The organism is Mesorhizobium sp. B2-3-7, from assembly GCF_006442695.1.
Classification (GTDB): domain Bacteria; phylum Pseudomonadota; class Alphaproteobacteria; order Rhizobiales; family Rhizobiaceae; genus Mesorhizobium.
The window spans coordinates 509323-530288 of sequence record NZ_VFVV01000003.1 but is presented as its reverse complement, the minus strand read 5'-3'; the positions used below and the strand labels follow the sequence as shown (position 1 = coordinate 530288).

Genomic DNA, 20966 nt, shown 5'->3' with positions numbered 1-20966 from the left:
CGCGGCAGCCACTATTTCGTGACGCTGAAGGCCGGCGAGGCGGTCGACAAAAGCCGGCTGACCCAGGTCGGCCGGGCACTCGAGCGGCTGGGTATCGAACATATTCCAGCCTATTCCCCTGAAGCGCGAGGCCGCTCGGAGCGGATGTTCTCCACCTTGCAGGATCGGCTACCGAGAGAGCTGGCGCTGGCCGGAATTGCCGACATCGAGGCCGCCAACCGGTTCATCGCCCAGACCTACCTACCAGCTCACAATGCCCGCTTCGCCAGGCCGGCCGCGGTCGAGGACAGCGCCTTTGTCGCCGCAGACCCGCAACAACTGGCCCAGATCCTGTGCATCGAGGAGGAGCGCGTCGTTGCCCGCGACAACACGGTCGCCTTCGCGCGGCTGCGATTGCAGCTGCCGCAGAGCCCGATCCGGCATCACTTCGTCAAAGCCACCGTCAAGGTCAGGCACTACCCGGATGGAACCCTGGCGATCTTTCACGGGCCGCGCCGCATCGCTCGCTACAGCTCTGACGGCGCCGCAATCGAAGACACTTGCCCCATCAGGCAAGCCGCGTGAACCGCTTCGACGCCAAAACAGAAGCGGACAGATCATGTGCTACCAAACCGGACAACTTGATTAGCTACCGACAGAGGAAGTCGACAGAGGAAGTCGACGGGGGAAGTCGACGCCATGCGCGTTTGCGTGCCGGGCCGATATCGGCGATGCCGCCAGCCCGAGATCGGACGGCTGCAATATTAGGCTTTGCTTGCTATAGTCACATGTCGGCGCCGCGCTGAGGTCGGCCCGGATGGAGACCATGACCATGACAGACGATCGCCAGGAGCGCATTCGCAGCCGCGCACATCATATCTGGCAGGAAGAAGGGCAACCGGCCGGACAGCATGAGCGCCATTGGCAACAGGCGACGGCCGACATCGACCAGGAGGATGCAGGGTCATCCGGGTTGAAGAAGCCAGCAAGAAAGGCGGCCGTCGCCGGCAAGGCAAAAACCGCGCCCAAAGAGGCCAAGACCGCGGCCAAGCCCGGTAAGCCAAAAAAGGCGGCCAAATAAGACCTGGCCATATCGGAGCCGATGGCTCGTCGTTAGCCCTGCCGCAAGATCAGGCGCTACGGTTCACGCGGCCGCCGCAACCGTTCGACCCAGCCCGCCATGCAGGTCGAGGCAGCGGGCGAACCACTGCGCCACGACATCGTGGTCGTCGAGCAATGGGTAGGGCGAGGCGACGCGTGCCCATTGCAGCGCGCCGAACACAATATAGTCGGCGAACAGGGGCGAATCTCCGCCGATGAATGGCTGATAGGCGAGCATCGAGCGCAGCGGCTCCAGCGAAGCCCTGAAATTGCCAAGCCCGGCATCCCGCGCGGCCATCACCTCTTCCAGGCTCTTGCCCAGGCGCTGCTCCCGGCTCTGGCGGAAATAGGCGGCGTTCTCCGTATCCTGCATGGCATAAAGGTCCATGATCGCGGCGGTGGTCACATAGGGATGGATGGTCAGTTGCGACCAGCGCTCGATGAAGCGCGCCATGGCCTTGCCGCCTTCGCCGCCAAACAGCGACGGCCGGTCCGGATAGGTTTCGTCGAGATAAAGCGCGATGGCGAAGGAATCCGCGACGACCGTCTCGCCGTCGCGGATCACCGGCACGAGTTTCGATGCGCCGCCCTCGACGCGTGGCACTTCGAGAAAACGTGTCGGCACCGCGCTGATCTCCAGCCCCTTATGAGCCAGCGCCATCGTCGCCTTCCAGCAATGCGGGCTGAAGGGCCGGGTGGCGTCGCGTCCGACGAGATCATAAAGCAGAATGGTCATTGGCGGCGGCTTCCTTGCGGTTTAGGTATCCCGCAACGCCTCGACACAGGCCGGCGGGAGAAAAGATGAAACGGCACTTCATGATGTTTGCGGCCTATAATCAATGGGCCAATGGCCGCATCTACGATGCCGCCGCCGATCTCGACGAAGAGGAATTCAATCGCGACGTCGGCGCTTTCTTCGGCTCGATGAAGGGCACGCTCAACCATCTCCTGGCCGCCGATCGCATCTGGATGAAGCGCTTTACCGGCGAGGGCGATGCGCCGACGGCGCTGGACGCCATACTGTACCAGGCGTTGCCGGGCCTGCGCACGGCGCGCGAGGCGGAGGACCGGCGGATCGTCGACTGGGTTGGCGGTTTGAGCGACAAGGCGCTGTCGGGCCGCTTTATATACATGACGGTATCGGACATGCGCACCGTCTCGCAACGGCTGGCTCCGGCGCTCGACCACGTCTTCAACCACCAGACCCACCACCGCGGCCAGGCCCATATGATCCTGACGGTTCTGGGCCGCCCTTCCGTGCAGCTCGACCTGGCGCATTTCCAGCGCACCGAGGAAGGGCGCGCATACGCCTGATTTCGGCCGCCGGCTGCGATAGAGCAGTTTTCACCGTTTCACGGAAACTGCGAACTGAGGGCCGAAAGACGTTGGAGCGCGTTATGACCGACGGCGCGTGTTTTACAGATATTGGCCTTCCAACCGGGCCGCCTAAGTCTGCCGACCCGAAAAATTAGCTTTTCTAGTTTGCACGGAGCCGATTTCCCTAAAAAATATTTGACTGCAAGTCTTGATTCGTTTTGAGATTTGCTGGTCCGTTTGGGGGACGCGGTTAAATAAATGCATCGACGAAATTCTTCTCTGGGGTAGATGATTTTGTCGCAAATAGGGTGAAAGATTTGTCAAATATCGAGGATAAGACCGTTATCGAGCTGACCGCTGACATTGTCTCGGCCTATGTCGGCAACAACCCGCTGCCGGTTTCCGGCCTGCCTGACCTGATTGCCAGCGTCAGTGCCTCGGTGCGAAAGCTCGGAGGTGCCGTTGTCGCGGAAAGCCCAAGCCTGGTTCCTGCGGTGAACCCGAAGAAGTCGGTTTTTCCCGACTACATCGTCTGCCTGGAGGACGGCAAGAAGTTCAAGTCGCTCAAGCGGCACCTCAGGACGGACTATGGGCTGAGCCCGGATGAGTATCGCACCAAATGGGGCCTGCCGCCCGACTATCCGATGGTCGCTCCGAACTACTCAGCGACACGGTCAGCGCTGGCGAAGTCGACGGGACTTGGCCGCAAGCCGGCAGCGCCGGCCCCCGTGGCCAAGGCGACAAAGCGCGGCAAAGCCAGCGCCTGAGCGCGGCCGACCGCAGCCGGAAGCCTCTGAGCTGCGATGTTGACGGCGCCATTTCGCGCGCCGTTTTCATGCCTTGCGTGGCCAACCGGCCCGCAAGGTCTTGCGAAGCGCCGGTCTCCCGTGCAAAAGCGCGGCCATGCTTATCATCAACGACCTCTCGCTGCGCATGGCGGGGCGCTTGCTTCTCGACCATGCCTCGCTGACCTTGCCGGCCGGCACCAAGGCCGGACTTGTCGGCCGCAACGGTACCGGCAAGACCACGCTGTTCAAGGCCATAACAGGCGATTTCCCTTCCGAGACGGGCTCGATCAGCCTGCCGAAGAACACGCGGATCGGCCAGGTGGCGCAAGAAGCGCCCGGAACCGAGGAGCCGCTGATCGAGATCGTGCTCAAGGCCGACCTCGAGCGCACGGCGCTGCTCGAGGAGGAAAAGACGGCGACCGATCCGCACCGTATTGCCGACATCCATATGCGGCTGGCCGATATCGACGCGCATTCGGCCGAGTCGCGCGCCGCCACCATCCTGGCCGGTCTCGGCTTCGACGACGCCGCGCAGCGCCGCCCGGCCTCCTCGTTTTCCGGCGGCTGGCGCATGCGCGTGGCACTCGCTGCCGTGCTGTTTTCCGAACCCGATCTTCTGCTGCTCGACGAGCCGACCAACTATCTCGATCTCGAAGGCACGCTGTGGCTCGAAAACTATGTTTCCAAATATCCGCACACGGTGCTGCTGATCTCGCACGATCGCGACCTGCTTAACCGCGCCGTCAACTCGATCGTCCATCTCGACCAGAAGAAGCTGACCTTCTGGCGCGGCGGCTACGACCAGTTCGAACGCCAGTACACCGAGCAGAAAGAACAGCAGGAAAAGGGCCGCATCAAGCAGGAAGCCGCCCGCAAGCATATGGAATCCTTCGTCGAGCGTTTTCGCGCAAAGGCATCCAAGGCAAGACAGGCTCAGTCCCGCATCAAGGCGCTTGAAAAGATGAAGCCGATCACGGCCATCGTGAACGACACGGTGCGGCCATTCTCTTTCCCGGAGCCGGTGAAGACGGTGGCCTCGCCGATCGTCGCGCTGAACAATGTCAATGTCGGCTATACACCCGGTGAGCCGATCCTGAAGAAGATGACCTTGCGCATCGATGCCGACGACCGCATCGCGCTGCTTGGCGCCAATGGCAACGGCAAGTCGACCTTTGCCAAGCTTCTCTCCGGCCGCCTGAAGCAGGAGACCGGCACCATGACCGTGGCGCCCGGGCTGAAGGTGGCGATCTTCGCACAGCACCAGCTCGACGATCTCAGGCCTGAGGAAAATGCCTACGAGCATGTTCGCAGGCTGATGCCCGAAGCGCCGGAATCGAAAGTGCGCGGCCGTGTCGCCCAGTTTGGGCTCACGACCGAAAAGATGAATACGGCGGCGAAAGACCTGTCCGGCGGCGAGAAGGCGCGGCTGTTGATGGGTCTGTCGGCCTTCGAGGGGCCGAACCTGTTCATCCTTGACGAGCCGACCAATCATCTCGACATCGATAGCCGCGAATCCTTGATCCATGCGCTGAACGAGTTCCCCGGCGCCGTCATCCTGATCTCGCACGACCGCCATCTCCTGGAAGCGACGGCGGACCGGCTGTGGCTGGTCAAGGATGGCGCCGTCAACCCCTATGACGGCGACCTCGAAGATTACAAGACGCTGGTCACAGGCGTGTCCGGCGACCGGCGCGAGCGGCGCGAGGCGGAAAAAGCCTCGAAGGCCGACCGCCGCCGCGAGGCGGCCCAGCGCCGCGCCGCCTTTGAGCCGCTGGCCAAGGAAATTCGCGCCACCGAAGCGCTGATGGACCGCATCCGCAAGCGCATCGACGGCATCGAGGACGAACTGGCCAACCCGGCGATCTACGAAAAGGATCCGTCGACGGCGACAAGGCTGGCGAAGGAGCGATCGCAACTCGCCCAGACGCTCGCCGGCCACGAGGAAAAGTGGCTGACCATGTCGGCCGAATACGAGGAAGGCACGGCGGAGTAGTTACCCTCCCCCTTGTGGGGAGGGTCGATCCGCGAAGCGGAGCGGGGTGGGGGTCTGCGCCACAACCCACCCCGGCGCTACGCGCCGACCCTCTCCTTCAAGGGGACGGTCAGATCTGGCCCTACACGCCTTGCCCGAAACCCGCTAAACAAACCCCATGAACCAGCACGCCAGCCTTCGCATCGGCCATTCGGCCTGTCCGCATGATTGCCCGTCGACCTGCGCGCTCGAGGTCGAGTTGCTTGACGGCAACCGCATCGGCCGCGTCCATGGTGCCAAGTCCAACAGCTATACGGCCGGCGTCGTCTGCGCCAAGGTTGCTCGTTACGCCGACCGCGTCCACCATCCCGACCGCTTGCTGAAGCCGCTGGTGCGCAAAGGCGCCAAGGGCGAGGGCGCCTGGCAGGAAATAAGTTGGGAGGCGGCGCTGGACCTCGTCGCCGAAAAGTTCATCGCGGCCGAGGAAAAATACGGCTCGGAGACGGTCTGGCCCTATTTCTATGCCGGCACGATGGGGCTGGTGCAGCGCGACGGCATCGAGCGGCTGCGGCATGCGAAGAGATATTCGGGCTTCTTCGGCTCGATCTGCACCAACCTGGCCTGGACCGGCTGGATGATGGGGGCGGGCGCGCTGCGCGGTCCCGACCCGCGCGAAATGGCCAAGTCCGATTGCGTGGTGATCTGGGGCACCAATGCCGTGGTGACCCAAGTCAACGTCATGACCCACGCCATCAAGGCGCGCAAGGAGCGCGGTGCCAGGATCGTGGTCATCGACGTCTATGAGAACGCCACGATGAAGCAGGCCGATATGGGCCTTGTCCTGAAGCCTGGCACCGATGGCGCGCTGGCTTGCGCGGTCATGCATGTGCTGTTCAGGGAAGGCTTGGCCGACCGCGCCTATCTCGAGAAATACACCGATGACCCGAAAGGTCTGGAAGCGCATCTGCGCACGCGCTCACCCGAATGGGCGGCCGCGATCACTGGACTGACTGTGGCCGAGATCGAGAACTTTGCCCGTCTCGTCGGCATGACCAGGAAAACCTATTTCCGCCTCGGCTACGGCTTTGCCCGCCAGCGCAACGGCGCGGTCAACATGCATGCCGCCTCCTGCATCGCCGCCGTCACCGGCGCCTGGCAATATGAGGGCGGCGGCGCCTTCCATTCCAATTCCGGCATCTTCAAGCTCAACCAGGAGGTGCTGGAGGGCACGCGCATGCGCGATCCCTCGATCCGCTTTCTCGACCATTCGCGCATCGGCCCGGTGCTGACGGGGGCGGCGGATGCGCTCTATGGCGGGCCGCCGGTGACGGCGCTGCTCATCCAGAACACCAACCCGGCCAATGTCGCGCCCGAGCAGCGACTGGTGAAGCAGGGTTTCTTGCGTGAGGATCTGTTCACCTGCGTGCACGAGCAGTTCATGACCGACACGGCCAAGCTCGCCGACGTCGTGCTGCCGGCAACGATGTTCGTCGAGCATGACGACATCTACAAGGGCGGCGGCAACCAGCACATCACGCTCGGCCCGAAGCTGATCGAGCCGCCGGAAGGGCCGCGCACCAACCATTTCGTCATCGAGCAATTGGCTGAGCGCCTCGGAGTCGCCGACAGGCCGGGCTTCGGCCTCACCGAACAGCAGCATATCGACATCATCCTGGGCAAGCGCGGGTTGGGCAGCTTTGCCAGCCTGAAGGAGCAGAAATGGGTCGACCTGCAGCCGGATTTCGAAACCGCGCATTTCACCAAGGGCTTCGGCCATGCGGACGGCAAATTCCGCTTCCGCGCCGATTGGACCGGACAAGCCGCCCCCAATAGGCCGCCGAAAAGCATGGGCCTGTTCGGCCCGGTGGAGCAGTTGCCGCAATTTCCTGATCATGTCGACCTGATCGAGGTTGCCGACGAGGCGCATCCGTTCCGGCTGGCTACGTCGCCGGCACGCAACTTCCTCAACTCGACCTTTTCCGAAACGCCGGTGTCGAAGGCCAAGGAGGGCCGGCCGGAATTGCTCTTGCATCCCGACGATGCCGCCGCACACGGTTTGGCAGAGGGCGACCGTGTCGAACTCGGCAATGCGCGCGGCGAAGTGGTGTTGCATGCAAAGCTGTTCGACGGCATCAAGCGCGGCGTGGTGATTGCCGAAGGCATCTGGCCGAACAGCGCGCATGAGCGCGGCGAGGGCATCAACGTGCTGACTGGCGCCGACGCGCCCGCACCCTATGGCGGCGCGGCATTCCACGACAACAAGGTGTGGCTGCGCAAGGCGGGGTGATCGCCAGCTCACACCGGCAGGGCTTCTACGTCCTTTTTCTGTTCTGCCGGAGACGAATGTCGTCGGTGATCGCCTGGGCTTCGATTCCGATTTCGCGCAGCAGGCCGGTGACCGAATTGTGGAAGCCGACGAGATAAAGACCGAGTTCCGAAGCGCGCGCATTGACGCCGCTGGCGCCAGGCTCGACGCCGGGCTGGAGGAATTTGGCATAGGCTGGGCGGTAGCCTGTGGCGAAGATGATCGCGTCGAAGTCGCTGTGCCGACCATCGACGAAACGGGCGCCGCCTTCTGATATCTCGGCAATGTCGGGCGCGACCTTGATCGCGCCTTCGCGGATCTTGCCGATGGTGCCGACATCGATCACCGGGATGCGCGACGCCAGGGATATCTGCTCCAGCAATCCCTGCTTGGGCCGTTTGAGCCCATATTTCTCCAGCCTGCCCAACACCAGATCGAGGATGATAGGGAAGACGGCGTCATTGACGCGTCGCGGCCCCAGGCGCGTCGCCATGCTGACGACCTGGATGGGCACCCCGAGCAGTTCGCGCGGCACGATATGGACGCCGCCGCGCACGGAGATCGTCGGATGCGCGCCGCCTTCCGCCAGGTCGAGCGCGATCTCGGCGCCGGTGTTGCCCATGCCGATGACCAGCACCGACTGGCCGGCAAACGGCGTGTTGTTGCGGTAATCCGCGCTGTGCAGACTTTTGCCCTTGAAACTGCCGGCGCCGGCGAATGCCGGCATCAGCGGCTCGGCATTGTATCCCGAGGCAATCACCACATGGGAAGCGCGCACGGTGCCTGATGTCGCTTCGACGCCCCAGCTTCTGCCCTGCCGGCGGATCGCACGCACCGCTTCTCCAAAGCGGGGCCGCAGATCGAAGCGTTGCGCATAGGTATCGAGGTATTTGACGAACAGATCACGTGGCACATAGCGCGGATAATGCCTGGGGAAGGGCACGAAGGGCAGGGATGAATAGCGCTTGGTCGTGTGCAGGTGGACGCGCTCGTAGTGGCGCCGCCAGGCGGGAGCGGGCTGCTGCTCTTTTTCAAGCAAGATGAAGTCGACCCCGGCCTGCCGCAGGCACGCGGCAACGGCCAGGCCCGCCGGCCCGGCACCGATGATCGCAACCGGGGTGGTGTCGTGCAAGCGCGCCTCCCGCCGCTAATTCGCGATGCGGAGAATGGCGAAAGCATGCCAGACATGCAACCTGATCGCTCATCCCGGCAGCGGCACCGTCAGGCCGACCTTGACGCGGTCCATGGCCACGAAGGTGCGGAATTTGCGGACATTGTTGCTGTTGAAGAACAGGCGCCGCGTCAGCGCCTCATAGGCGCTCATGTCGGCCACCGTGATGGCCAGGATGAAGTCGGCCTCGCCTGTCACATAGTAGCACTGCTGGACTTCCGGCGCCGCCAGGAATTGCCGCTTGGCCGCGTCGATCAGTTCGGTGCGTTCGCTTTCGAGTTCGACCTCGACGAAGATGGTGATGGGCTGGCCGACCGCCGCCGGTTCGATGACCGCGACATTGGCCGCGATGACGCCGGTCTGTTGCATGCGCTTGATACGGCGCTGCACCGCCGGCGCCGACAGGTTCACGGCCTCGCCGATCAGTCGCTGCGGCGTCGTGTTGTCCTTCTGCAGCACGGCGAGAATGGCGAGGTCGAAACTGTCGAGCGAGGCTGGCAAAGCGGGCAATGGCATGTCCTGAAGAAACAAACTTGCATTTCGGCACCTTGAATACAGCGCTTTTTGCGCCTGCCTTGCAATATAGTCTCGTCGTCAGCCAAGGAGGCCTTGATGTTCCTGCTCAACCGCAATGCCTTGCACGGCAGCCCACTCAATCCGGTCGACGCCGAAACGCTCGGGGTTGCGGGGGCCGACGCGGCCGAGCGTTTCCTGTCCCATCGCGACAATCATCAGGAGACGCCGCTGCATGCGCTGCCGGCGCTGGCCTCCGAACTGGGCATTGGCGCCATCCACCTCAAGGATGAGGGTTTTCGCCTCGGCCTCGGTAGCTTCAAGGCGCTTGGGGGCGCTTATGCCGTCGTTCATCTGGTGCTGGAGGAAGCCGGCCGCCGGCTTGGCAGGCCGCTCGGCATCGCCGATCTCGATCAGCCCGATGTCAGGGCGGTCGCCGCCACCATGACGATGGCTTGCGCGACCGACGGCAATCACGGCCGCTCGGTGGCACAGGGCGCGCGGCTTGTCGGCGCGAGGGCGGCGATCTTCGTCCATGCCGGCGTCAGCGACGAGCGCATCACGGCTATCGCCCGCTACGGCGCCGAGATGATCCGCGTCGACGGCAACTACGATGATTCGGTCAGGCAAGCCGCACGCGTCGCGGCGGACAAGGGCTGGACCGTCGTGTCCGATACGTCGTGGCCGGGCTATGAGCGCATTCCAGGCCTCGTCATGCAAGGCTACACCGCGATCATGCGCGAGGCGCTGCGCCAGCTCGGCGAACCGCCCACCCACGTCTTCGTCCAGGCCGGGGTCGGCGGCATTGCCGCTGCCCTGGCTGGCCATCTCGCCATCGTGCTCGGTGATGCCAGGCCGGTCTTCACCGTGGTCGAGCCCGCACGTGCCGCTTGTATCTTGGGCGCCGCCAGGGCTGGCCATCCTGTCAGGATCGCGCATGGCGAAGCGACTGTCATGGCGATGCTCGAATGCTACGAGGCGTCGCCTGTCGCCTGGCGCGTGCTGGCGCGTGCCGCCGATGCCTTCATGACCGTCGACGAGGAGGATGCGGTCGCTGTGATGCGGAGGCTTGCGCGGCCGGCCGGCGGCGATCCGGCCATCGTTGCCGGCGAAAGCGGCGGGGTCGGCCTGGCCGGACTGATCCGGGCGCTGGCCGACAACAAGGCCGAACTCGGCCTCGACCGGCTCTCGCGGGTGCTGGTCGTCAACACCGAAGGCGCAACCGATCCCAGGCGTTATGCCGAACTCGTCGGCGTGGCCGCCGCGGACGTGCTTGCGGGCAAGGTACTTTCTGGAGCAACGCCATGATCTCGGTCGACGCGCGGCGGCTGCTTGGCCGTATTCGGGACCTCGGCGCCATCGGCCGCGACGGCGAGGGCCGGCTGGTGCGGCTTGCCGCCTCGGACGCCGACCGGCAGGGCCGCGACCGCTTCGTCGGCTGGTTGCGCGAGGCGGGGCTCGAAGTCGCCATCGACCGCATGGGCAATATCTTCGGCATCTGGCGGACGCCTGGGAATGCCGGGCAGGCGCCGATCCTGATAGGCTCGCATATCGATACGGTCATAGATGCCGGCATTTATGACGGCTGCTACGGCGTGCTGGCTGGGCTGGAGGCAATCGAGACACTGAAGGCGTCAGGCTTTGTCCTGTCGCGCCCGTTGGCCGTCGCCGCCTTCACCAATGAGGAAGGCGTGCGCTATTCCCCCGACATGATGGGCTCGCTGGTTCATGCCGGCGGTGTTGCGATCGACGAGGCGCTGGCGGCCGTGGGGACCGACGGCAGCGTGCTCGGGCAGGAACTGGCGCGCATCGGCTATGCCGGCGACGAGCAGCCGGGCTTCCTCAAGCCGCATACCTATCTCGAACTGCATATCGAGCAGGGCCCGGTGCTGGAGCGCGAAGGCGTGCCGATCGGCGCGGTGGAAAACCTGCAAGGCATCTCCTGGCAGCGCATCACCATCGACGGGGTCGCCAACCATGCCGGCACCACGCCGATGTCGATGCGCAGCGACGCCGGCCATGCGGCCGCCCGTGTCGTCGCCTTCCTGCACGATCGTGCCAAGGCTTCGAACACGCCGACCGTCGCCACCGTCGGCACGATGCTTTTCGAGCCCAACGCCATCAACGTCATTCCCTCGCGAGCGGTCTTCACCATCGACCTGCGCGATCCTTTCGAGCACCGGCTGCAGGCGGAGGAAGCAGCACTCGCCGCTCACCTCGAAGAACTCGCCGCCGCCGAAGGCGTGACGATCTCGGTCGAGCGGCTGGCGCGCTTCGAGCCGGTGATCTTCGACAGCCGCATCGTGGAGCTGATCGAGGCCGCTGCCATCAGTCGCGGGCTGGTTTCGAAGCGCATGACGTCCGGCGCCGGCCATGATGCGCAGATGATGGCGCGTATCGCACCTGCCGCGATGATCTTCGTGCCGAGCGCCGGCGGCATCAGCCATAATCCGCGCGAATACACCGAGGATACCGAGCTCGTCGCCGGCGCCAACATTCTGCTCGATGTCGTCACCCGACTTGCAACCTAGTTTGAGAGGGGCGGAGAAATGGCCAAAATCGATCTCGATGCCTTGAAGCAGGAGATGACCGGCTGGCGGCGCGATCTGCATGCCCATCCGGAATTCGGGTTCGAGGAAAAGCGCACCGCGGCCTTCGTCGCTGCCAAACTGCGCGAATTCGGCCTCGACGATGTGACCGAGGGCGTCGGCGGCACCGGCGTCGTCGGCACGCTGAAGCGCGGCAGCGGCAACAGGGCGATCGCGCTCAGGGCCGATATGGATGCCCTGCGCATCACCGAGCAATCGGCTGTGGCCTATGGCTCGCAAAATCCCGGAATCATGCACGCCTGCGGCCATGACGGCCACACCACCATGCTGCTCGGCGCGGCGAAGCTGCTGGCCGGGGAGGGCGGGTTCAACGGCACGGTGCGCTTCATCTTTCAGCCGGCCGAGGAGTGGGGCAGGGGCGCGCTGGCCATGCTCGACGATGGGTTGATGCGCCGCTTTCCCTTCGATGAGATTTTCGGCCTGCACAATCTGCCCGGATTGCCGATTGGCCATTTCGAAACCCGCCCCGGCCCGATGATGTCGGCCGAGGATATCTTCGAGATCGTTCTGAGAGGCCTCGGCGGCCACGCTGCCGGGCCGCAGGACGGCCGGGAGACACTGGTCGCCGCTTGCGCGCTGGTCACCAATCTGCAAACCATCGTCTCGCGCCGGCTGAGCCCGGCCGACATATCGGTGGTCTCGGTAACCGAGCTGATCACCGACGGCACCCGCAACGCGCTGCCCGGCCTTGCCCGTATCCTGGGAGACGCCCGCAGCTTTCGCCCCGAGGTCAGCGCCGAGATCGAGAAGCAGATGCGCACCATCGCCGCCGGCACCGCCGCCGCCTACAACGTCACCGCCGAGGTCGCCTACAGCAGGGAATTCGTGCCGCTGCACAACGACGCCGAATTGGTCGACGAGGCCTTTGCAGCCGCCGGAAACGTGTTCGCGCCCGAAGGCGTCGCCGTCGCCCGCGAGCCGATGACCGGCTCTGAGGATTTTGCCCGTTTCCTCGCTCACGTGCCCGGTTGCTTCGTCTTCCTCGGCAATGGCGACACGGCGCCGCTGCACAATCCGAGCTACGACTTCAACGATGACGGCGTGCTGTTCGGCACGAATTTCCATGCCGCGGTCGTCAGACGGCGATTGGGAGCATGAACGGCGCGGTCGTTCCGGAATTTGGCGGGAAGCCAAAGGGGTGGAATCCCCATGACGCTACGGCAAGACTCAGCTAACATCCATATTGCGGCGGACCTGATATCCGCCTGGCCGGCGCTATCAGGCACCTCCCAAGCGGCGCCGGCCGTCCTTTCCAGGCTGTGCTTTGTGCTGTCCCGCCGTGGTCCGCGGCGTTGCTGCACGCATGTCAACTCATTTGCCGGTCTTATCGGCTACAGGATTGCCGTCGGCGTGCGGGTTTTCCGCTGCCGGAGCCTTGGTTGGCGGGACGTTGTTGTCGCAGGCCGACACGGCCAGAACGATCAGCAGAAGGCCTAGGGAGAGCTTCTTCATCGCTACCTCCTCTCGTCTGACAACGAGACGACTTCCGTTTGGTTGCGACGATCAAGCCGAGGAACAAAAGCTCATGTCTCCGGTTGGATCAGGCAAAGGAGGACTGCTGGATGATCCGTCTGCTCTTGGCCTGCACCATCGCCTTCGTCACTTACCGCCTCGCGCGCAAGCTGATCGAGGACGTACCCGACACCGTCGATCCCCTGTTGCTGCCAGTCCCGAAGAATGATCGGGAGACATTGCGCAGGCAGTCGGCAGCGATGGGTGTCGATCCGGAACGCTGACCTGTCGACCTTGAGCTCGCCGCGCCGCTTCCTTGTTGCGAACAAAGCGGAAACGATGCTTGATGGGCGATGAACCTTGCCGCTCATGATTCGACATTTCGGGAACCGACCGACCAGCCTGCTTATCTCGCAAGGCTGAACGATGCCCAACGCCAGGCTGTCGAGCATGGCGACGGCAGGATCGCCGGACCGCTGCTGGTCATTGCCGGCGCCGGCTCGGGCAAGACCAACACGCTGGCGCATCGCGTAGCCCATCTCATCGTCAAGGGCGCTGATCCGCGCCGCATCCTGCTGATGACGTTTTCACGCCGCGCCGCCTCCGAAATGGCCCGGCGCGTCGAGGGCATCGCTGGCGAGGTGCTCGGCCGTGACGCCTCGATCGTCACTGACGCGCTGACCTGGGCCGGCACCTTCCATGGCATCGGTGCACGGCTGCTGCGCGATTACGCGCAGGAGATCGGCCTCGATCCGGCGTTCACCATCCACGATCGCGAGGATTCGGCCGACCTGATGAACCTGGTGCGCCACGAACTCGGCTTCTCGAAGACGGAAGCGCGCTTTCCCACCAAGGGCACCTGCCTTGCCATCTATTCGCGCGCCGTCAACGCGCAGGCGCCGCTCGGCGAGGTGCTGGGCTCCGCCTTTCCGTGGTGCGCCGGCTGGGCCGAACAGCTGAAGCAGCTGTTCGCCGGCTATGTCGAGGCCAAGCAGGCGCAGAACGTGCTCGATTACGATGACCTGCTGCTCTACTGGGCGCAGATGACGGCCGAACCGGAGATAGCGACGCATCTGGGCGGGCGCTTCGACCATGTGCTGGTCGACGAATACCAGGATACCAACCGGCTGCAGGCCTCGATCCTCATGGCGCTCAAACCCGATGGCGCCGGGCTGACGGTGGTCGGCGACGATGCGCAATCGATCTATTCGTTCCGCGCCGCCGAGGTGCGCAATATCCTGGACTTCCCAAACCAATTCGCGCAGGCCGCCGATGTGGTGATGCTGGAGCGCAACTACCGCTCGACCGAAACCATTTTGGCCGCCGCCAATGCGGTGATCGGCGAGGCCTCGGAACGCTTCACCAAAAACCTGTGGTCGGAACGCAAATCCGCCGCCAAGCCGAGGCTGGTGACTGTACGCGACGAGGTCGAACAGGCCAATTTCGTCTGCGAGGCCATCCTGGCCGAGCGCGAGGCCGGCACGGCGCTGAAATCGCAGGCGGTGCTGTTTCGCGCCTCGCACCACAGCGGGCCGCTGGAAATCGAGCTGACGCGGCGCAACATTCCCTTCGTCAAGTTCGGTGGGCTGAAATTCCTCGATGCCGCTCATGTCAAGGATGTGCTGGCGGTGCTGCGCTTTGCCGAAAACCCGCGCGACCGCGTCGCCGGATTTCGCGTGCTGCAGCTTTTGCCGGGCATCGGCCCCTCGGCCGCCGCGCAGGTCGTGGAGACGATGACATCGGCGCTGGACGAGGCGATGGGCCTTGCCGGCTGGCGGCCGCCGCAGCGCGCGGCGGATGACTGGCCGGGCTTCGTCTCGCTCTACTCCGGCCTGCGTGCCGGCGCCAAATGGCCGGCCGATCTCGAACAGGTCAGGCTCTGGTACGAGCCGCATCTCGAGCGCATCCACGAGGACGCAACCACGCGCCGGGCCGACCTTCTGCAGCTCGAGCAGATCGGATCCGGCTACGCTTCGCGCGAACGGTTCCTGACCGAGCTGACGCTCGATCCGCCGGACGCGACCAGCGACCAGGCCGGGCCGCCGCACCGCGACGAGGATTATTTGATCCTGTCGACCATCCACTCGGCCAAGGGCCAGGAGTGGAAGAACGTGTTTGTGCTCAACACTGTCGATGGCTGCATTCCGGCCGATCTCGGTGTTGGTACCAGGGAAGATATCGAGGAGGAGCGCCGGCTGCTTTACGTGGCGATGACAAGGGCCAAGGACAGCCTCAACCTGGTCATGCCGCAGCGCTTCTTTCCGCATGGCCAGGCGGCGCGCGGCGACCGTCATGTCTATGCCTCGCGCACGCGCTTCATCCCGGCCGCCCTCCTTGCGGCATTCGAACAGACGGTATGGCCGGCAGCGCAAGCAGCACCGGGCAGGGCGCCCCGGCCGGAGATACGCGTCGACATTGGCGCGCGCATGCGCGGCATGTGGAAATAGTCGCGGCGATGGCGCCAGTCAGGATCGCAATTGCCGGTGCGCTCGGCCGCATGGGGCGCCAGATGGCGGACGCCGTGCAGGCCGACTCGCGGCTGGCGCTTACTGCCCGCTTTCATCGACCGGGCGTCGTCGGCGATGGCCTAGTCAGTCGCGACGAGGCGCTCGGCCTGGCCGATGTGGTCGTCGATTTCACCACGCCGGCGGCATCGGCCGACCTGGCGAGAGCCTGCGCCGGCCGTCGCGGGCCTGCCATGGTCATTGGCTCGACCGGTTTCGATGACGCTGAATTGGCAGCCATCGCCGATGCCGCGAAAACCGTTGTCATCGTACGCTCCGGCAGCTTTTCGCTTGGGCTTAACATGCTGGTCGGATTGGTTGAAAGCGCAGCTAAGGCGCTTAGGCCCGATGACTGGGATGCAGAGAGTTTCGAGGCGCATCACCGCAACAAGATCGACGCGCCATCTGGCACCGCCCTGATGCTCGGCCAAGCCATTGCCGACGGACGCGGCGTCGAGCTTGATGCGATGGCGAGGCGTGTTCGCGACGGTGTCACCGGTGCGCGGCCTGCCGGCGAGATCGGCTTCGCGGTGCTGCGCGGCGGCAGCATCGTCGGCGAGCACAGCGTCAGCTTCTGCACCGGGGGCGAGATCGTCACCCTGTCGCATGCGGCCGAGGACCGCGTCATGTTCGCCCGTGGCGCCATCGCCGCAGCCCTCTGGGTGACCGGGCGACCGCCCGGTCAATACGATATGCGCGACGTCCTTGGCTTTGGCGCTTCCTGACGGGCCAGAACCCGCCGCTTTCCATTTCTCCAGTCGCCAAAATGATTGAAAGCTTGAGCCTGCCGCGACCGGAGGCGAAGCCTCCGCGTGGAGAATGCGGGGCGCCTCTTGGCGCGTCCTTCAGCCCGTTTGCAGCGACAATGACGACCCAGCCGCGAAGCAAACGCCCGGATGCGGTCACTCGCGCGGGCATCACGTAGATAAAACCGAACCGTTCGGTTCGATTTATGTTGACGGACCGTACATCAAACGGTGAACGTACGCTCTGCGCAAACGGGTGGGCTCAATGGAATTTTCTAAACAACTCATTGATTTAACGGGACAAAATTGTGGCAGCCAGCGATGTCGTTTCAATTTCAAGGGCCGTCCCACAGCTTTTTTGGCACATTTTCGTGACTGGAAACGACAACACCGCAGACCCATCTCGGGGTGGTCCGAGCGACGCGAAATCCTCCCAAGGGCACGCCACTAGACGGACAGAACAAACATACTGGAGTAACCAAAATGACCAAGATCGCTCTTACCGCCGCTGCCATCCTCGTTGCCACGGGCACCGCTTTCGCCGGCAGCGACAATTATGGTTCGGCCAACGCCAATCAGCCCGCCGCCGCTGTCGACCATTCCGTCACCGCTTCGATCTCGAAGACGAATGGAACCGTCCAGGCCCCGGCTTCGCAGGGCGCCGACCGCAACCTTTTCGGCCGTTGATCGCGACTGCCGACATCAACCAACTTGACCTCAGGAGTAAAGAAATGACCAAGATCGCTCTTACCGCCGCCGCCATTCTCATTGCCACGGGCAGCGCCTTTGCCGGCAGCGACAATTATGGTTCCAACAATGTCAACCAGCCGGTTGCCAACCAGTCGACCTCCAACATCGACACCACGCATACCGGCTCGATCACCAAGTCCATAAAGGCGCAGGGCGACGCGAATGCCAACGTGCCGGCTCAGTCTGGCCAGGGCATCTGGGGCCGTTGATTCTGTAAGTCTTCGACCACAAAGAGCGGTGGGCCCGGCCCGCCGCTCTTGTTTTTTGCGCATGACCAATCCTCCAAGCTCGGCAGAAAACAATCCGAGCCCAGGAATAAAACAGGAGTGCCTGGGGTCTTGTCCTTAGCGGAACCGTCCTCCCAAGACGCCGCCTAACGGATGAACCAGGAGATTGAAATGAACAAGATCGCCCTCGCCACCGCCGCCATCCTCGTTGCGACCGGCAGCGCCTTTGCCGGCAGCGACCATTATGGCTCCGACAATGCCAACCAGCCCGTCGCCCCGATGGCGGGCGTGGACCACCTTGTCACCGGCGCGCTCAAGGATACGGGCATGGCCGGCCACGAGACAGGCGATGCCAAGACGAAGCCCACTACCGACTGGCCCGAACCCGGCCAAGGCATCTGGGGCAATTAACGTCCCGGACACGCAGCGGCCTTGGCTGCCAGCTTACCCCCGGATTTCTAGCGCAGATCCTTCGGACGCAGGCAATGCGTCAGCCGCGCGGACGACAGGTTGGACCAGTCGCCCTGGAAAACGAGGCGCGCAAAGGCTGCCGTTGGAAATTTTCCTTCGAGCCTCCTGCGCGCCTTGGCCTCTGACCCTGGCCCGGCAAGCTGTTTCGCCAGATATTGCAGACCGGGATTGTGGCCGACCACCAGCAAGCTGTCGTTCGACGGATCGGCTTGACGAATCTGGCTCAGAATATCCGTCGCCGAGGCTTCATAAAGCGCCTCGGAGAACGCGACTCGTGGATGCGCTGGCAACTCCGCGTCCACCAGCCGCCAGGTCTCACGGGTGCGCAGCGCCGGCGATACCAGCGCCTGGTCCGGCAGCCACCCGCGCGCCGCGAGTTCGCGCCCTATCAATTGGGCCGCCTTCAATCCGCGTTCGGCGAGCGGCCGGTCGAAATCGGGGAGGTTGGGATCGTCCCAACTCGACTTGGCGTGGCGCAGCACAAACAACTGTTTCACGATACTCCCGGTCGAATGGCGGATGCAGATGGAGGCAGGACAGCTGCTGGTTCAGGCAATTTGCTTTTCGGCGGCCTCGCGCAAGACTTCTTCTCCCCACTGGTTCAGGCTCTTGCCTGCGACTTCCGCTGCCATTGCGACTTTTGAATGAACCGAGGGGTCAACGCGCAACATGAGATTGCCGGAATAAGATCTTTGCGGCGACTTACCGATTTTCGCGCAAGTTTCGACATAGTCGTCCACGGCTTCATGGAAGGCGGCTTTTAGCCCCGCGACAGTTTCTGAATGGAAGGATACGCCGTCTCGAATACCGGCAATACGGCCGAAGAAAATCTCGTCATCGTCATCATAATCAACGCGGGCCGAATAGCCCTTGTAGGTCATCGCATTCATGGCTTCACTCCGATCCTCAACAAGAATTGGCGAGCATCCCGTACTTGATATCGCTTTGCTTCCTTTGAAGGGTGCGGCCGGTGGAACGTCTCGACTTCGCTCTTAAAGACAAAACGCACGCGTGAGCCGCTTCCTTCGATCACCTGGCAACCAACGGCGACCAGCAAGGCTTCGACGGCAATCCATTCGATACTGCCCGAAACTGGATCGGTGAATATCGCTTTGAGCACGCGCCTATGCTTGCTGTTTATGCAAGCATGAGATAGGGGGGTGCGCCAAAGTTTGCAATCAAATTATGACTGCAAAAATGCCTACGGCGTGATCCGCGCCAATTGCTCGAAATCGATTTCCTCGCGTAGCGGGCTCGGTGCAATGATCATCGAGGTTGCATTGTCGGCATCGTCGGCGAAGCGGGCAAACACGGTGCGGCCCTTTTCCATCCGCGCCTTGCCCTCGGCGACCAGCCCCAGCGCCAGCGGATAGAGCTGGTGTTCCACCTTCAGCACTCGTGCGGCAAGTGTGTCGGCATTGTCGCCAACCATTACCGGCACCGCCGCCTGTGCGATGATCGGGCCGTCATCCATCTCGGACGTGACGAAATGCACCGTGCAGCCATGGATACGCATACCCGCCACCAGCGCGCGCGCATGCGTATCGAGCCCCTTGAAGGCCGGCAACAGAGCGGGGTGGATGTTGATCATGCGACCCTGCCATTTCTGGACGAGGCCGGTGGTCAAAATGCGCATATAGCCGGCCAGTGCCACGATCTCGGCATTGAAGGCCGTGAGGGCCGCATCGATCGCGGCGTCGTGCGCCTGCTTGCTGGCGTGGTCGGCCCGGGAAATCACCTGGGTGGCGATGCCGCGCGCCCTCGCCATGCCGAGCCCGGCGGCATCCGCCTTGTCGGAGATGACGCCGACGATTTCGGCCGGGAAAGCCGGGTCGCTGGCGGCGGCGATCAGCGCCGTCATGTTGGAACCGCGCCCCGAGATCAGAACGACAGTGCGTTTCTTCTGCGCACTCATAGACCGATCGAACCCCGATAGATGACGCCGGCGTCGCGGCGCGGCACGATCCGGCCGATCGGCGTCACCGTCTCGCCGGCTTCCTGCAAGACGGCAGCGACCTGCGCCGCCTGGCCGGACGCCACCGCCAGGATCATGCCGATGCCGCAGTTGAAGGTGCGCATCATCTCTTCGGGCGCCACACCGCCGGTTTTGGCCAGCCATGAGAACACAGGCGGCACGTCGATGGCGTCGAGATCGAGCTCGGCCGAGAACTCCTTCGGCAGAACGCGCGGAATGTTTTCGGGGAAGCCGCCGCCGGTGATATGGGCCAGCGCCTTGATGCCGTGCGTGTTGCGGATCGCCTTCAGGATCGATTTCACATAGATCCGGGTCGGCTCGAGCAGCGCCTCGGCCAATGTGGCCTCGTCATTGAAGGGAGCCGGATCGGTCCATGCCAGGCCGCTGGTCGCAACGATGCGGCGCACCAGCGAAAAGCCGTTCGAATGCAGGCCCGACGAACCCAGCCCCAGCAGCACGTCGCCCTCGACGATGTCGTCGGTGGGCAGAAGCTGGCCGCGCTCGGCCGCGCCCACGGCAAAACCGGCAAGGTCATAGTCCTTGCCGTGATACATGCCCGGCATTTCCGCCGTCTCGCCGCCGATCAGCGCGCAGCCGGCCTGCCGGCAGCCCGCGGCGATGCCGCCGACGATCGCCGCACCCTGGTCCGGATCGAGCTTGCCGGTGGCGAAATAGTCGAGGAAGAACAGTGGTTCGGCACCCTGCACGACGATGTCGTTGACGCACATGGCGACGAGGTCGATGCCGATCGTGTCGTGCTTGCCGGCGTCGATGGCGATCTTCAGCTTGGTGCCGACGCCGTCATTTGCAGCGACCAGCACCGGGTCGGTAAAGCCGGCGGCCTTGAGGTCGAACAAGCCGCCGAAACCGCCGATCTCGCCATCGGCGCCCGGCCGGCGCGTCGCCTTGACCAGCGGTTTGATCTTCTCGACCATGAGATTGCCGGCATCGATGTCGACGCCAGCCTCGGCATAGGTGAGCCCGTTCTTACGCTTGACTGTATCGCGCTTCATATCTGGCTTGTCGCTGTTTCCTTTGCGGCTCTTCGCATGAACGGTTTCGGTCCGCAAGGAAAACGGCGCTGAA

23 protein-coding genes and 1 pseudogene are annotated in these 20966 nt (G+C 63.8%); 15 read left to right on the top strand and 9 right to left on the bottom strand.

The window, feature by feature from the left end:
• Positions 1-564 (top strand): annotated as a pseudogene (locus tag FJ940_RS28440) (hypothetical protein); the annotation flags it as partial.
• A gap of 247 nt (positions 565-811) precedes the next feature.
• Positions 812-1060, top strand: a complete 249-nt coding sequence (locus FJ940_RS09465; protein WP_224680492.1) for a DUF2934 domain-containing protein — start codon at positions 812-814, stop codon at positions 1058-1060.
• Positions 1061-1123: 63 nt separating this feature from the next.
• Here FJ940_RS09465 and FJ940_RS09460 read toward each other — a convergent pair whose 3' ends face one another.
• Positions 1124-1816, bottom strand: a complete 693-nt coding sequence (locus tag FJ940_RS09460; RefSeq protein ID WP_140494385.1) for a glutathione S-transferase family protein — start codon at positions 1814-1816, stop codon at positions 1124-1126.
• A gap of 65 nt (positions 1817-1881) precedes the next feature.
• Between FJ940_RS09460 and FJ940_RS09455 the strand changes: the two genes are divergently transcribed.
• The 4 genes from FJ940_RS09455 to FJ940_RS09440 all read left to right on the top strand — a co-directional run bounded on the left by FJ940_RS09455 (position 1882) and on the right by FJ940_RS09440 (position 7444).
• Entirely contained in the window at positions 1882-2394 is a 513-nt protein-coding gene (locus FJ940_RS09455; RefSeq protein ID WP_140656279.1) for a DinB family protein, read from the top strand.
• Between the two features lie 320 nt (positions 2395-2714).
• Positions 2715-3164 (top strand): MucR family transcriptional regulator, encoded by a 450-nt coding sequence (locus tag FJ940_RS09450; protein ID WP_140494381.1) that lies wholly within the window; start codon positions 2715-2717, stop codon positions 3162-3164.
• 136 nt (positions 3165-3300) lie between these two features.
• Complete coding sequence (locus tag FJ940_RS09445) at positions 3301-5178, top strand: ABC-F family ATP-binding cassette domain-containing protein (protein ID WP_140494379.1); 1878 nt, start codon at positions 3301-3303, stop codon at positions 5176-5178.
• 157 nt (positions 5179-5335) lie between these two features.
• Positions 5336-7444, top strand: coding sequence for a molybdopterin oxidoreductase family protein (locus FJ940_RS09440; RefSeq protein ID WP_140656276.1), 2109 nt, complete (start codon positions 5336-5338; stop codon positions 7442-7444).
• Positions 7445-7469: 25 nt separating this feature from the next.
• Here the strand turns inward: FJ940_RS09440 and FJ940_RS09435 are convergent, their stop codons facing one another.
• Positions 7470-8594, bottom strand: a complete 1125-nt coding sequence (locus FJ940_RS09435; RefSeq protein WP_140656273.1) for an NAD(P)/FAD-dependent oxidoreductase — start codon at positions 8592-8594, stop codon at positions 7470-7472.
• A 69-nt stretch (positions 8595-8663) separates the two neighbouring features.
• Positions 8664-9149: an Lrp/AsnC family transcriptional regulator gene (locus FJ940_RS09430; RefSeq protein WP_181165174.1), complete on the bottom strand. Its 486-nt coding sequence runs from the start codon at positions 9147-9149 to the stop codon at positions 8664-8666.
• A gap of 96 nt (positions 9150-9245) precedes the next feature.
• Here FJ940_RS09430 and FJ940_RS09425 point away from each other — a divergent pair, with 96 nt between their 5' ends.
• Genes FJ940_RS09425 through FJ940_RS09415 form a run of 3 tightly spaced genes read left to right on the top strand, consistent with a single transcriptional unit; the run spans position 9246 to position 12853 of the window.
• Positions 9246-10454, top strand: coding sequence for a diaminopropionate ammonia-lyase (locus tag FJ940_RS09425; RefSeq protein ID WP_140656270.1), 1209 nt, complete (start codon positions 9246-9248; stop codon positions 10452-10454).
• Positions 10451-11677, top strand: coding sequence for a Zn-dependent hydrolase (locus tag FJ940_RS09420; RefSeq protein ID WP_140656267.1), 1227 nt, complete (start codon positions 10451-10453; stop codon positions 11675-11677). Before FJ940_RS09425 ends, FJ940_RS09420 begins: the two co-directional genes overlap by 4 nt.
• Positions 11678-11695: 18 nt before the next feature.
• On the top strand, positions 11696-12853 hold the full coding sequence (locus FJ940_RS09415) for a M20 aminoacylase family protein (RefSeq protein WP_140633822.1): 1158 nt from the start codon (positions 11696-11698) through the stop codon (positions 12851-12853).
• 213 nt (positions 12854-13066) lie between these two features.
• Here FJ940_RS09415 and FJ940_RS28435 read toward each other — a convergent pair whose 3' ends face one another.
• Positions 13067-13207, bottom strand: a complete 141-nt coding sequence (locus FJ940_RS28435) for a hypothetical protein (RefSeq protein ID WP_181165131.1) — start codon at positions 13205-13207, stop codon at positions 13067-13069.
• 110 nt (positions 13208-13317) lie between these two features.
• Here FJ940_RS28435 and FJ940_RS28430 point away from each other — a divergent pair, with 110 nt between their 5' ends.
• The 6 genes from FJ940_RS28430 (at position 13318) to FJ940_RS09390 (ending at position 17845) form a co-directional block, all read left to right on the top strand.
• Entirely contained in the window at positions 13318-13491 is a 174-nt protein-coding gene (locus tag FJ940_RS28430) for a hypothetical protein (protein WP_181165130.1), read from the top strand.
• 69 nt (positions 13492-13560) lie between these two features.
• Positions 13561-15654: an ATP-dependent helicase gene (locus FJ940_RS09410; RefSeq protein WP_140656265.1), complete on the top strand. Its 2094-nt coding sequence runs from the start codon at positions 13561-13563 to the stop codon at positions 15652-15654.
• An 8-nt stretch (positions 15655-15662) separates the two neighbouring features.
• Entirely contained in the window at positions 15663-16436 is a 774-nt protein-coding gene (gene dapB / locus FJ940_RS09405) for a 4-hydroxy-tetrahydrodipicolinate reductase (protein WP_140656262.1), read from the top strand.
• A 504-nt stretch (positions 16437-16940) separates the two neighbouring features.
• Entirely contained in the window at positions 16941-17144 is a 204-nt protein-coding gene (locus tag FJ940_RS09400) for a DUF680 domain-containing protein (protein WP_140494361.1), read from the top strand.
• Positions 17145-17188: 44 nt separating this feature from the next.
• The gene (locus FJ940_RS09395) at positions 17189-17416 is read left to right on the top strand and encodes a DUF680 domain-containing protein (protein WP_140494359.1); all 228 of its coding nucleotides are present in this window, start codon (positions 17189-17191) and stop codon (positions 17414-17416) included.
• A gap of 189 nt (positions 17417-17605) precedes the next feature.
• Positions 17606-17845: a DUF680 domain-containing protein gene (locus tag FJ940_RS09390; protein ID WP_140494357.1), complete on the top strand. Its 240-nt coding sequence runs from the start codon at positions 17606-17608 to the stop codon at positions 17843-17845.
• A gap of 47 nt (positions 17846-17892) precedes the next feature.
• Here the strand turns inward: FJ940_RS09390 and FJ940_RS09385 are convergent, their stop codons facing one another.
• The 5 genes from FJ940_RS09385 to purM all read right to left on the bottom strand — a co-directional run bounded on the left by FJ940_RS09385 (position 17893) and on the right by purM (position 20893).
• Complete coding sequence (locus FJ940_RS09385) at positions 17893-18402, bottom strand: histidine phosphatase family protein (RefSeq protein ID WP_140520620.1); 510 nt, start codon at positions 18400-18402, stop codon at positions 17893-17895.
• A gap of 51 nt (positions 18403-18453) precedes the next feature.
• On the bottom strand, positions 18454-18795 hold the full coding sequence (locus FJ940_RS09380; protein ID WP_140656259.1) for a type II toxin-antitoxin system HicB family antitoxin: 342 nt from the start codon (positions 18793-18795) through the stop codon (positions 18454-18456).
• A complete protein-coding gene (locus FJ940_RS09375) occupies positions 18792-19025 on the bottom strand; it encodes a type II toxin-antitoxin system HicA family toxin (protein ID WP_224656000.1) in 234 nt (77 codons plus the stop codon). Before FJ940_RS09375 ends, FJ940_RS09380 begins: the two co-directional genes overlap by 4 nt.
• A gap of 81 nt (positions 19026-19106) precedes the next feature.
• On the bottom strand, positions 19107-19820 hold the full coding sequence (purN, locus tag FJ940_RS09370) for a phosphoribosylglycinamide formyltransferase (RefSeq protein ID WP_140515481.1): 714 nt from the start codon (positions 19818-19820) through the stop codon (positions 19107-19109).
• Positions 19817-20893, bottom strand: coding sequence for a phosphoribosylformylglycinamidine cyclo-ligase (purM, locus tag FJ940_RS09365; RefSeq protein ID WP_140494348.1), 1077 nt, complete (start codon positions 20891-20893; stop codon positions 19817-19819). The genes purN and purM overlap by 4 nt, the downstream gene beginning before the upstream one ends.
• Positions 20894-20966 lie beyond the last annotated feature (73 nt).

Coding starts and splice junctions, on each gene's coding strand:
- FJ940_RS09465 (WP_224680492.1), top strand. CDS start 812: ATGACAGACGATCGCCAGGAGCGCATTCGCAGCCGCGCACATCATATC.
- FJ940_RS09460 (WP_140494385.1), bottom strand. CDS start 1,816: ATGACCATTCTGCTTTATGATCTCGTCGGACGCGACGCCACCCGGCCC.
- FJ940_RS09455 (WP_140656279.1), top strand. CDS start 1,882: ATGAAACGGCACTTCATGATGTTTGCGGCCTATAATCAATGGGCCAAT.
- FJ940_RS09445 (WP_140494379.1), top strand. CDS start 3,301: ATGCTTATCATCAACGACCTCTCGCTGCGCATGGCGGGGCGCTTGCTT.
- FJ940_RS09440 (WP_140656276.1), top strand. CDS start 5,336: ATGAACCAGCACGCCAGCCTTCGCATCGGCCATTCGGCCTGTCCGCAT.
- FJ940_RS09430 (WP_181165174.1), bottom strand. CDS start 9,149: ATGCCATTGCCCGCTTTGCCAGCCTCGCTCGACAGTTTCGACCTCGCC.
- FJ940_RS09425 (WP_140656270.1), top strand. CDS start 9,246: ATGTTCCTGCTCAACCGCAATGCCTTGCACGGCAGCCCACTCAATCCG.
- FJ940_RS09420 (WP_140656267.1), top strand. CDS start 10,451: ATGATCTCGGTCGACGCGCGGCGGCTGCTTGGCCGTATTCGGGACCTC.
- FJ940_RS09415 (WP_140633822.1), top strand. CDS start 11,696: ATGGCCAAAATCGATCTCGATGCCTTGAAGCAGGAGATGACCGGCTGG.
- FJ940_RS28435 (WP_181165131.1), bottom strand. CDS start 13,207: ATGAAGAAGCTCTCCCTAGGCCTTCTGCTGATCGTTCTGGCCGTGTCG.
- FJ940_RS28430 (WP_181165130.1), top strand. CDS start 13,318: ATGATCCGTCTGCTCTTGGCCTGCACCATCGCCTTCGTCACTTACCGC.
- FJ940_RS09410 (WP_140656265.1), top strand. CDS start 13,561: ATGAACCTTGCCGCTCATGATTCGACATTTCGGGAACCGACCGACCAG.
- dapB (WP_140656262.1), top strand. CDS start 15,663: ATGGCGCCAGTCAGGATCGCAATTGCCGGTGCGCTCGGCCGCATGGGG.
- FJ940_RS09400 (WP_140494361.1), top strand. CDS start 16,941: ATGACCAAGATCGCTCTTACCGCCGCTGCCATCCTCGTTGCCACGGGC.
- FJ940_RS09395 (WP_140494359.1), top strand. CDS start 17,189: ATGACCAAGATCGCTCTTACCGCCGCCGCCATTCTCATTGCCACGGGC.
- FJ940_RS09390 (WP_140494357.1), top strand. CDS start 17,606: ATGAACAAGATCGCCCTCGCCACCGCCGCCATCCTCGTTGCGACCGGC.
- FJ940_RS09380 (WP_140656259.1), bottom strand. CDS start 18,795: ATGAATGCGATGACCTACAAGGGCTATTCGGCCCGCGTTGATTATGAT.
- purN (WP_140515481.1), bottom strand. CDS start 19,820: ATGAGTGCGCAGAAGAAACGCACTGTCGTTCTGATCTCGGGGCGCGGT.
- purM (WP_140494348.1), bottom strand. CDS start 20,893: ATGAAGCGCGATACAGTCAAGCGTAAGAACGGGCTCACCTATGCCGAG.